Annotated in this window: 7 protein-coding genes and 1 pseudogene; 7 read left to right on the top strand and 1 reads right to left on the bottom strand. The window is 74.2% G+C overall.

Annotated elements, in window-relative coordinates; translation table 11 throughout:
- From ACFXB5_RS09155 to ACFXB5_RS09135, 5 genes and pseudogenes are all read left to right on the top strand, one after another.
- Positions 1-1,103: biotin/lipoyl-containing protein (locus tag ACFXB5_RS09155; RefSeq protein WP_385204376.1), on the top strand; the 1,103-nt coding region annotated here is incomplete at its 5' end.
- Positions 1,104-1,296: 193 nt separating this feature from the next.
- On the top strand, positions 1,297-2,457 hold the full coding sequence (locus ACFXB5_RS09150; protein WP_385204373.1) for an acyl-CoA dehydrogenase family protein: 1,161 nt from the start codon (positions 1,297-1,299) through the stop codon (positions 2,455-2,457).
- Between the two features lie 198 nt (positions 2,458-2,655).
- Entirely contained in the window at positions 2,656-4,239 is a 1,584-nt protein-coding gene (locus ACFXB5_RS09145) for a 4-coumarate--CoA ligase family protein (protein ID WP_385204370.1), read from the top strand.
- 188 nt (positions 4,240-4,427) lie between these two features.
- The gene (locus ACFXB5_RS09140; RefSeq protein WP_385204421.1) at positions 4,428-5,315 is read left to right on the top strand and encodes an enoyl-CoA hydratase family protein; all 888 of its coding nucleotides are present in this window, start codon (positions 4,428-4,430) and stop codon (positions 5,313-5,315) included.
- Positions 5,312-5,905 (top strand): annotated as a pseudogene (locus ACFXB5_RS09135) (TetR/AcrR family transcriptional regulator); the annotation flags it as partial. The gene ACFXB5_RS09140 and the pseudogene ACFXB5_RS09135, both read left to right, overlap by 4 nt.
- A gap of 151 nt (positions 5,906-6,056) precedes the next feature.
- Here ACFXB5_RS09135 and ACFXB5_RS09130 read toward each other — a convergent pair.
- A complete protein-coding gene (locus ACFXB5_RS09130) occupies positions 6,057-7,160 on the bottom strand; it encodes a citrate synthase 2 (RefSeq protein ID WP_385204367.1) in 1,104 nt (367 codons plus the stop codon).
- A 354-nt stretch (positions 7,161-7,514) separates the two neighbouring features.
- On the opposite strand from ACFXB5_RS09130, the gene pdxH reads away from it, so the two are divergent.
- Complete coding sequence (gene pdxH, locus ACFXB5_RS09125) at positions 7,515-8,213, top strand: pyridoxamine 5'-phosphate oxidase (RefSeq protein ID WP_385204365.1); 699 nt, start codon at positions 7,515-7,517, stop codon at positions 8,211-8,213.
- A gap of 587 nt (positions 8,214-8,800) precedes the next feature.
- Positions 8,801-10,357, top strand: a complete 1,557-nt coding sequence (locus ACFXB5_RS09120; RefSeq protein WP_385204362.1) for a PAS domain-containing protein — start codon at positions 8,801-8,803, stop codon at positions 10,355-10,357.
- Positions 10,358-10,521 lie beyond the last annotated feature (164 nt).

Genomic DNA, 10,521 nt, shown 5'->3' with positions numbered 1-10,521 from the left:
TGGGGGCGCCGCAACTGCGGATCGGGGCGGGGGCGCGGCTCGCCCCCGACCCCCCGGCGCCCCGGGGGCACGCCGTCGAGGCGCGGCTGTACGCCGAGGACCCGGCGCGCGACTGGCGGCCGCAGACGGGGATCCTGCACCGGCTGGAGGTACCCGGGCTGCGGGTGGACTCCGGGCCGGACGGCGGCGACGCGATCGGCGTCCACTACGACCCGATGCTGGCCAAGGTCATCGCCGTGGCCCCCACCCGGGCCGAGGCGGTGCGGCGGCTGGCCCACGGGCTGGAGCGGGCCCGGATCCACGGTCCGGTGACCAACCGGGAGCTGCTCGTACGGGCGCTGCGCCATCCGGAGTTCGTGGCGGGCCGTATGGACACCGGGTTCCTCGAACGCCATCTGCCCGAGCTGACCGCTCCCTCCGATGGCGACTCCGATGGTGACTCCGATGGTGACGAGGCGGCTGCGCTCGCCGCCCTCGCCGCCGCCCTGGCCGACGCGGCGCGGCGGCCGGCGACCGTGGCCGGGCGGCTGGGCGGCTGGCGCAATGTGCCCTCCCAGCCGCAGCTGAGGAGCTACCGCGCCGAACCGGGCGGCACCGAGCACGAGGTGCGCTACCGCCTCACCCGTGATGGGCTGCTCGCGGAGGGCCTCTCCGACGTCCGGCTGCTGGGCGCCGAGCTGGGGCGGGATGCCGAGCCGGGACGGGCCGCCGAGCCGGGGCGGGATGCCGAGCCGGCGCGGGTCGTCCTTGTCGTGGCCGGGGTCCGGCGGACGTTCGAGGTGACGGCCTATGGGGACCGCCGCTATGTCGACACGCCAAAGGGCGGCCATGTGTTCACCGCGCTGCCCCGCTTCCCCGACCCCACCGCCCGCACCGAACCGGGCTCGCTGCTGGCGCCCATGCCGGGCACGGTGGCGCGGGTCGCCGAGGTGGCGGTCGGGGACCGGGTCGAGGCCGGACAGCCCCTGCTGTGGCTGGAGGCCATGAAGATGGAGCACCGCGTCACCGCGCCCGCCGCCGGGGTGCTCACCGCCCTGCACGCCGCCCCCGGCCGCCAGGTCGAGGTCGGAGCCCTGCTCGCCGTCGTGGCGGCGGGCGAGTGACCCGGCCCCGCCCACCGCACGGGCCGGGCAGTCCGTACGGGCCGCGCAGCTCGTGCGGTCCGTACGGGTCGCGCGGCATCGCAGCGGCCCGCGACGCGACGCGTCACAGCTGGACCGCGCAACGCACCGCAAGGGGCCCGCACAGCACAGCGCACGTGGCCCGCACAACGCACGCACGTGGGAGGAGCCGTCCATGACCAGCCCGCACACGCCCGTGGACACCCCGGAGCGCGTGGCGCTCCGCGCCGCGGTGTCGTCCTTCGCCAAGGGACACGCCCCGGGCGGCCCCCAGGAGGGCGAGGGGGCCGCCGAACTGTGGGCCGAGGCAGGAAAGCTGGGTTACCTCGGCGTCAACCTCCCCGAGGAGTACGGCGGCGGGGGCGGCGGCATCACCGAGCTGTCCATCGTCCTGGAGGAGCTGGGCGCGGCGGGCTGCCCGCTGCTCATGCTCGTCGTCTCGCCCGCCATCTGCGGCACCGTCATCGCCCGGTTCGGCACCGCCGAGCAGAAGGAGCGCTGGCTGCCCGGTCTGGCCGACGGCAGCATCACCATGGCCTTCGGCATCACCGAGCCCGACGCCGGATCCAACTCGCACCGCATCACCACCACCGCCCGCCGGGACGAGGGCGGCGGCTGGATACTCAACGGCCGTAAGGTCTTCATCACCGGTGTGGACAACGCCGACGCGATCCTCATCGTCGGCCGCACGGAGGATGCCAGGACCGGGAAGCTCAAGCCCTGTCTGTTCATCGTCCCGCGCGAGACCCACGGCTTCACCCACCACCACATCCCCATGGAACTGGCCGCCGCGGAGAAGCAGTTCGAGCTGGTGCTGGACGACGTACGGCTGCCCGCCGACGCCCTGGTGGGCGACGAGGACGCCGGGCTGCTCCAGCTGTTCGCGGGGCTCAACCCGGAGCGCATCATGACGGCGGCGTTCGCGCTGGGCATGGGCCGCTACGCGCTCGACAAGGCCGTGGACTACGCCCGTACCCGCCAGGTGTGGAAGGAGCCCATAGGCGCCCACCAGGCGATCGCCCACCCCCTCGCCCAGGCCCATATCGAGCTGGAGCTGGCCCGGCTGATGATGGCGAAGGCGGCGTACCTGTACGACGAGGGCGATGACGCGGGCGCGGGCGAGGCCGCCAACATGGCCAAGTACGCGGCCGGGGAGGCCGCGGTGAGGGCGGTGGACCAGGCCGTGCACACCCTTGGCGGCAACGGCCTGACCGCCGAGTACGGGCTGGCGCGGCTGATCACGGCCGCCCGGGTGGCCCGGATCGCCCCCGTCAGCCGGGAGATGATCCTCAACTATGTCTCCCACCAGACCCTGGGCCTGCCCAAGTCGTACTGAGCGGCGAGGCGGGCGGCGCCGGGCCGTACTGAGCGGGCTCAAGTCGTACTGAGCGGGCTCAGGTCGTACGCGGCGGGCTCAGGTCGTACGCGGCGGGCGTCGGCCCCGCTGAGTCGGCGCCGGGCCCGCCGCAGTCGTAGGGAGCTCGCGGGTAGGGCAGAACGGACAGGTAGGTCCATCGAGCTGAGGGGAACGGCCATGGTGCTGCGCAGCGAGTATCCCGATGTACCGCCCGTCGATCTGCCCATCCACGACGCCGTACTGGCCCGCGCGGCCGAGGAGTTCGGCGACCTGACCGCGCTGGTGGACGGCGTGACCGGGGCGGCCCTGAGCTATGCCGCGCTGGACCGCGCGACGCGCCGGATCGGGGCCGCGCTGGCCGAGGCGGGGGTGCGCAAGGGCGATGTGGTGGCCCTGCACAGCCCCAACTCGATCATGTACCCACCGGCGTTCTACGGCGCCACTCGCACCGGGGCCGCGGTCACCACGGTGCATCCGCTGGCCACACCGGAGGAGTTCGCCAAGCAGCTCCGGGACGCGGCCGCGTCCTGGATCATCACCGTCTCGGCGCTGCTGGGCGTGGCCCGGCAGGCCGCCGAACGTGCCGGCGGGATACGGGAGATCTTCGTGTGCGACGAGGCGAGCGGCCATCGCTCGCTGCGCTCCATGCTGAGCGGCACCGCGCCCGAACCGGTGGTGGAGATCGACCCGGCCGAGGACATCGCCGTCCTGCCGTACTCCTCCGGCACCACCGGCACCCCCAAGGGCGTGATGCTCACCCATCGCAACGTGGCCACCAACCTCGCGCAGGTGGAGACGCTGGTGCCCAACCGGCCGGGGGAGCGGGTGCTGGCCGTTCTGCCGTTCTTCCACAGCTACGGCCTTACGGCGCTCATGAACGCACCGCTCCGCAACGGCGGCACGGTGATCGTGCTGCCCCGCTTCGAACTCGACACCTTCCTCGCGGCGATCGAGAAGCACCGCGCCCAAGCGCTTTATGTGGCCCCGCCGATCGTGCTCGCGCTCGCCAAGCATCCGGCGGTGGATGGGCATGACCTCTCGTCGGTGCGGTATGTGCTGAGCGCGGCGGCCCCGCTGGACGCCCGGCTCGCGGAGGCGTGCGCCCAGCGGCTCGGCGTACCGCCGCTGCTGCAGGCGTTCGGGATGACGGAGCTGTCCCCGGGCTCCCATCTGGTGCCGCGCGACGCGAAGAACGCCCCGCCCGGGACCGTCGGGAAGCTGCTGCCGAGCACCGAGATGCGCATCGTCGACCCGGACAGCGGTGCGGACCTGGCCGTGGGCGAGGACGGCGAGATCGTCATCCGCGGACCGCAGGTGATGAAGGGCTACCTGGGCCGCCCCGAGGACACCGACGCGATGATCGACGCCGAGGGCTGGCTGCACACCGGCGACGTCGGGCATGTGGACGCGGACGGCTGGCTGTATGTGGTGGACCGGGTGAAGGAGCTGATCAAGTACAAGGGCTATCAGGTCGCACCGGCCGACCTGGAGGCCGTGCTGCTCGCCCATGAGGCCGTCGTCGACGCCGCCGTGATCGGGGTGACGGACGGGGCGGGCAACGAGATCCCCAAGGCGTATGTGGTGCCCAGGCCCGGGACCCGGATCTCGGAGGACGAGCTGATCGCGTACGTTGCCGGACAGGTGGCCCCGTACAAGAAGGTGCGCCGCGTGGAGTTCACGGACGCCGTGCCGCGCTCGGCCACCGGCAAGATCCTCAGGCGTGAACTGCGCGCCAGGGAAAGGAGTTCGACCGCCCCATGACCGACGGCCCCACGACCGGCCCCACGGCCGCCCCCACGACCGGCCGCCCGCTGAACGACGGCCTTGCGGCTGACGGCTCCACGGCCGACGGCCTTGCGGCCGTGGGGTCGCCGACTGGAGACCTCACGGCCGGAGGACTGCCGACCGGAGTACCACCGACTGGAGGGCCCACCCCGTCCGGCGCGCCTCTGCCCCTCGTACGGGTCGCCTCCGCGCGCGGGATCACCACCCTCACACTGGACTCGCCGCACAACCGCAACGCCCTCTCCTCGCGCCTGGTCGCCGAGTTGCGCGAGGCGCTGGCGGCGGCCGGGCGGGACGACCGAGTGCGGGCGGTGCTGCTCACCCACACCGGTACCACCTTCTGCGCGGGCGCGGATCTGAGCGAACCGCCCTCGGCGTCCGGGGCGTCCGGTCTGGTGGATCTGTTGCGGTCGATCGTGGAACTGCCCAAGCCGGTGGTCGCCCGCGTCACCGGGCACGTACGGGCCGGTGGGCTCGGGCTGCTCGGGGCCTGCGACATCTCGGCGGCCGGGCGCGGCGCCAGTTTCGCCTTCACCGAGGCGCGGCTCGGCCTCGCCCCGGCCGTCATCTCGATGCCGCTGCTGCCCCGGCTGGACCGGCGCGCGGCGGCACGCTACTACCTCACGGGGGAGCGGTTCGACGCCGCCGAGGCGGCCCGGATCGGGCTGGTGACGCTCGCGGACCCGGAGGGTGACGCGGACGAGGCGCTGGCGCCCGTCCTGGACGGGCTGCGCCGCGGCTCCCCGCAGGGCCTGGCCGAGTCCAAGCGGCTGGTGACCGCCGATGTGCTGCGCGCCTTCGACCGGGACGGCGAGGCGCTGGCCGCGCTGTCGGCCCGCCTCTTCGCCTCCGAGGAGGCGCGTGAGGGCATGACATCGTTCCTGGAGCGGCGCGACCCGGCGTGGGTGCGGCAGACGGCTTCCGACGCGGGGACGGCGGCCGAGGCGGGGGCGATACCGGACGCGGGGGCGGCACCGGACGCGGGACGGGCACCGGATGCGGCGGCCGCAGGGGACACGGGGGCCACAGGCCCCGCCGGGGCGTCCCGATGACCCCCCGTACGGCATTGCGCGACCCCAAGCAGGACCGCAGCCGCGCCACCCGCAGGCGGCTGCTGGAGGCCGCCGTGGCCTGCCTCGCCGAACGCGGCTGGGCCGGTTCCACGGTCGCGGTGGTCGCCGAGCGGGCCGGGGTGTCGCGGGGCGCGGCCCAGCACCACTTCCCGACCCGTGAGGACCTCTTCACGGCCGCCGTCGAGCATGTCGCCGAGGAGCGCTCGGCCGAGGTGCGCGGCCTCCCCGCCCCACACGGGGAGGGCCGCGTCCCCGCGGTGGTCGAGGCGCTGGTCACCCTGTACACCGGCCCGCTCTTCCGGGCCGCCCTCCAGCTGTGGGTGGCGGCCTCGTACGAGGAGCAGTTGGGCGCCCGGGTGACCGCCCTGGAGGCGAAGATCGGCCGGGAGACGCATCGGATGGCGGTGGAGCTGCTGGGTGCCGACGAGTCGGTGCCGGGCGTCCGGGAGGCCGTCCAGGGCCTGCTCGACATGGGACGGGGCCTGGGACTGGCCAATCTGCTGACGGACGACGGCCACCGCCGGGAGCGGGTCGTGGCCCAGTGGTCGCGGATCCTGGAGGGGATCCTGACCCCGAAGGACCCGGACGACCACCCGGCCGGCGACGACCCGGCCGGCGACGACCCGGCCGGCGACGACCCGGCCGGCGATCACCCCGCCCCGGCCGCCTCCTGGCCTACCGCGAGCTGGCCTACCGCGAGCTGGCCTACCGCGGGCTGACCTACCGCGAGGCGGTGTCCCCGTAGCCGTCGACCTCGTGCGGGCTGCGCGCGCCGGGGCCGATGTACCGGGCCGACGGCCGCACCAGACGGCCGGTCCGCTTCTGCTCCAGGATGTGCGCGCTCCAGCCCGCGGTACGGGCGCAGGTGAACATCGAGGTGAACATGGGCGCCGGGACCTCGGCGAAGTCCAGCACGATGGCCGCCCAGAACTCCACGTTCGTCGCCAGCACCCGGTCCGGCCTGCGGTTGTGGAGCTCGTCCAGGGCGGCCCGCTCCAGCGCCTCGGCGACCTGGAAGCGCGGTGCGCCCAGCTCTTTGGCGGTGCGCCGCAGCACCCGCGCCCGTGGGTCCTCGGCGCGGTAGACCCGGTGGCCGAAGCCCATCAGCCGCTCGCCCCGGTCCAGGGCCTGCTTGACGTAGCGGGTGGCGTCGCCGGTGCGCTCGATCTCCTCGATCATGCCGAGCACCCGGGAGGGCGCGCCGCCGTGCAGCGGCCCCGACATGGCGCCCACCGCGCCGGACAGCGCGGCGGCCACATCGGCGCCGGTGGAGGCGATGACGCGGGCGGTGAAGGTGGAGGCGTTCATGCCGTGCTCGGCCGCCGAGGTCCAGTACGCGTCGACGGCGGCCACATGCTTGGGGTCCGGCTCACCGCGCCAGCGCCGCATGAAGCGCTCCACGATGGTTCCGGCCTTGTCGATCTCCCGCTGCGGCACCATCGGCTTCCCCTGGCCACGGGCCGACTGGGCCACGTAGGACAGGGCCATCACCGCCGCGCGCGCCAGGTCCTCACGGGCCTGCCGCTCGTCGATGTCCAGCAGCGGTTTGAGACCCCAGACGGGCGCGAGCATGGCCAGCGCGGACTGCACATCGACCCGGACGTCCCCGGAGTGGACCGGGATGGGGAACGGCTCGGCGGCCGGCAGTCCCGGGTTGAAGGCGCCGTCGACCAGCAGACCCCAGACGTTCCCGAAGGAGACATGGCCCACCAGGTCCTCGATGTCCACGCCTCGGTAGCGGAGCGCGCCGCCTTCCTTGTCGGGTTCGGCGATCTCCGTCTCGAACGCGACGACTCCTTCGAGTCCGGGTACGAAGTCGGACATCAGGCGGCTCCTCATGATGCGGACGACGGTCGGCGGCGGACGGTGCCGGAACGGTTACGCGGCCGCCTGACACGGCTCGCGGTCCGTACCGGTCACTCCGTGGTGTGCCCCGTGCGGGTGGTGGTCACCCAACCGCGGCGGGGAGTGACCTCCGGGACACGGGGGGTGGTGCCTGCCCAGGCGCCGAACAGGCGGCGCGTGGTCCGCTCAGTCTGGTGCGTGCGCTGCCCATGGGGAAGCGTGAGAAGCGGCACATCCCCTCCGGAACGCGGGAGGGTTACGGGGTGCCGGGGCGGGGGAGGGAGAGCGCTCTTCCGGGGTCGCCCGTGCGACGGACCGATGATGTTGCAAGATATGCCCGTGCCTCACGTTGACTCGGAGCCCTCGGCTTCCTCCGCGCGTACGTACGACCCGGCCGCCATGCGCGAGCACTACCGCGCGGCCGGCTTCGACGAGGCGGACCTGGCGGGTGATCCGTTCCGCCAGTTCACCCGGTGGTTCGAGGATGCCGTCGGCAGCGGGCTGTTCGAGCCGAACGCCATGGTCGTCTCGACGGCCGACGCGCAGGGCCGCCCCAGCTCCCGCACGGTCCTGATGAAGAGCTTCGACGAGCGCGGCTTCGTCTTCTACACCAACTACGGCTCCCGCAAGGGCCGTGAGCTGGGCGAGAACCCGCATGTCGCCCTGCTCTTCCCCTGGCACCCCATCGCCCGGCAGGTGATCGTGACGGGCACCGCGCGGCGCACCGGCCGGGACGAGACGGCGGCGTACTTCCGCACCCGGCCGCACGGCTCGCAGCTGGGGGCGTGGGCGAGCTCGCAGTCCACGGTGGTGGGCTCGCGGGAGGAGCTGGACCGCTCGTACGAGGAGCTGGCGGACCGCTATCCGCCGGGCGAGCAGGTGCCGGTGCCGCCGGAGTGGGGCGGGTTCCGGGTGGTGCCGGAGGCGGTGGAGTTCTGGCAGGGCCGGGAGAACCGGCTGCACGACCGGCTGCGGTACGTCCGGCTGCCCGAGGAGGAGGGCGGCTGGCGGGTGGAGCGGCTGTACCCGTAGTGGGGCGGCTGTGCTCGTAGTCGTAAGGGGGCGGTTGCGCCCGTAGTGGGGCGGTTGCGCTCGTAAGGGGGCGGCTGTGCCCGTAAGGAGGGGCGCCGACGGCCGTAAGGGCGTTGTGTCCGTGTAGGGGAGCGCCGATGGCCGGTAAGTGCCTCGTGCGGGGCCGCCTCGTTCTCGGGACTCGGCCCTGAGAACGCTCTGAGACGCTCTGAGAACGCGGACAACCCGCGGGTCTCTCCCCTGACGCCCTGAGGCGGAAGGGGGCCGGTCGGACGTACCGGCGACCCGCGGGTTGGGTGACTGCTTGGGATTGGCCGGCCGCGCACCTCTGGTGCGCCTGTCCGGCGAATGCGCTGAGCGCGACGACGGACTGCTAGCCCGCAGTCACCTCACGCGTCCGGATTTCATACATCTGCCGAACCACCTCCCTTCTCGTGTACCGACACACTAAGAACCCCCTCCTGCCACACACAAGCGAATTTCCGTGAGGCAACGATTTCGACGAATGCGGTGTGGCGCGTGTCACGTTCGAGTTCAATGTCCGACGTGCCCCACCACAGACAGCCACGTCCAGCAAGGGGTGTCAGGTGAGCGCTTCACAACGTTCCGAACCCGCACGTCCAGCGCGTTCCGCCCGGTCCTCGCGGGAGGTCCCGGGACAGCCGGGCGCGGCCCCGTCGGCGTCCGGCCACCCCGACTGTCCGGACGGCCCCGGGCGGCCCGACTCCGAACTGCTCGCCGCGCTGCTCGACGGGATGGACGCCGCCCTGTGCGCGTTCGACGCCGACGGCACGGTGACCCACTGGAACCACGAGGCCGAGCGCATCCTCGGCTGGACGGCGGCGGAGGCGGTCGGCCGCAAGGGGCTGGGCGGCTGGGCGGCCCGCCCGGGGGACGCCCGGGACGTCGAGGCGCGCCTTACGGAGGCCATGGGCGCCACGGGACGCCGGGTGCACGAGTTCGCGCTGCTGACCAAGGACGGCGGCCGGGTCCTGGTCCGTACCCAGTCCTCGGGGGTGCCGGGCGCGGACGGCCGCCCGGCCGGGGTGTACTGCGCCTTCAGCGAGGTGCACGCCCAGGTCGACCTGGAGCGGTCGATCGCGCTGAGCGAGGCGCTGCTGGACGACGCGTCCTGGAACGTGGTCCTCGTCGACGCGGATCTGCGAGTGGCCGTCGTCAACGCCAACGCGGCGGGCGCGCTGCGCACCGCCCGTAAGGCCGCGCCCGGACGGCCGCTGGGCGACTTCCTGGACCAGGGCGTGGAGGAGGCGGAGGCCGCGCTCCAGCACGTCCTGGCGGAGGGCGCGCCCCCGGCGCCCACCGAGCTGTGGGTGACGCTGCGGGACGCCGACGCCGACGCGGCGGACGGCCTCGAGGGCGCGGAGGGCGTGCGCTACGAACTGCTCGACGACGACGAGGCGGTGCGCGGCGAGGGCGGCGACCGGGTCGAGGCCGGGGCGGCGGCGCGGCGCCGCTGCTGGCGCAGCGGCTTCCTCCGGCTGGCCTCACCGCTCACCGAGGAACCGGCGCCGCTCGGAGTGGCCTGGATCTTCCAGGACGTGACGGAGGTGAAGGGCCAGGAGCAGGAGAGCGCCCGGATGCGCTTCCGGGGCAACCAGCTGCACCGGGCGGCGCGGGCGGCGGCCGAGTGCGAGGACCCGATGGAGGCCGCCTCGGTCCACCTGGACTTCGCACTGGCGGGCTTCGCCGACCACGCCCTGATCGACCTGGTCCTGGACCCGCCGCCGGGCGCCCCGGCCGACCGGATCCGGCTGGTCCGGGCGGCGGCCACGCCCACCGGCGCCCCCGGCCCCTGCCCGCCCGTCGTCCCCGGCGGCATCCCGCTGGCCTATCCGGAGGGCCATCCGGCGCTCCAGGCGGCCGAGCGCTGCGGTTCGGTACGGGCGAGCGCGAGACGCTCGGACGAGTCGGGGGCGGCCCAGTGGGCGGCGGCCCGCAAATGGCCGGAGGGCGCGGTGCACGGCCTGTGCGCGGTGCTGCGCAGCCGCGGCCGCACCCTCGGCGTGGTCACCTTCCTGCGCACCTCCAGCCGCCGGGCCTTCGACCGGACGGACGCGACGTACGCGGAGGACGTCGCGGCCCGGGTCGCGGCCTCGGTGGACCTGGCCGCACGCAGGCGCTGACGTCGTGCTGGGCGGTGCTGACGCGGCACCCGGAACCGGCCGCGCGCCCCGCCCCCCCCCGGGGGCCCGCCCCCCGGGGGCCCGCCGGGGGGCCCGCACCGCGCGGCGCCCCGCCCCGGGCGCGCGCGCGCGCAGAACAAAACCGCGCACACCCAAGGCACACA

Source organism: Streptomyces sp. NPDC059455, assembly GCF_042750115.1.
GTDB lineage: Bacteria > Actinomycetota > Actinomycetes > Streptomycetales > Streptomycetaceae > Streptomyces > Streptomyces endocoffeicus.
The sequence above is the reverse complement of the archived record's forward strand: the minus strand, read 5'-3'. Positions and strand labels throughout refer to the sequence as shown.